This is a genomic window from Staphylococcus equorum (genome assembly GCF_001747895.1).
GTDB classification, from domain to species: Bacteria; Bacillota; Bacilli; order Staphylococcales; family Staphylococcaceae; genus Staphylococcus; species Staphylococcus equorum_A.
In genome coordinates this window covers 1-223 of sequence record NZ_LNNB01000001.1, presented here as the reverse complement: position 1 = coordinate 223, position 223 = coordinate 1, and the positions used below count along the sequence as shown (strand labels likewise).

General features: G+C 34.1%; 1 protein-coding gene. It reads left to right on the top strand.

What is annotated here, in order from left to right; all coding sequences use genetic code 11:
* Positions 1 to 223 (top strand): PASTA domain-containing protein (locus AST02_RS00005; RefSeq protein WP_141714578.1); only part of this gene is annotated, 223 nt, incomplete at both ends.

Sequence of the window (223 nt, the reverse complement as noted above, 5' to 3'; positions counted from 1 at the left end):
TAAAGAAGCTAAAGACAAGTCAGATGTTAAATATAGTGAAGTACCTGAAGTTGAAGGTCAAGAAACTCAAAAAGCGCAAGATAAAGTGAATAGCAAATCGTTAGAACCAATCGTTATTGGTGACGGTGAGAAAATTACAAAACAATCGGTAACTGCAAATAAAAAAGTATTACCAAACAGTAAAGTCTTGTTACTCACTGATGGCGATATAACAATGCCAGAT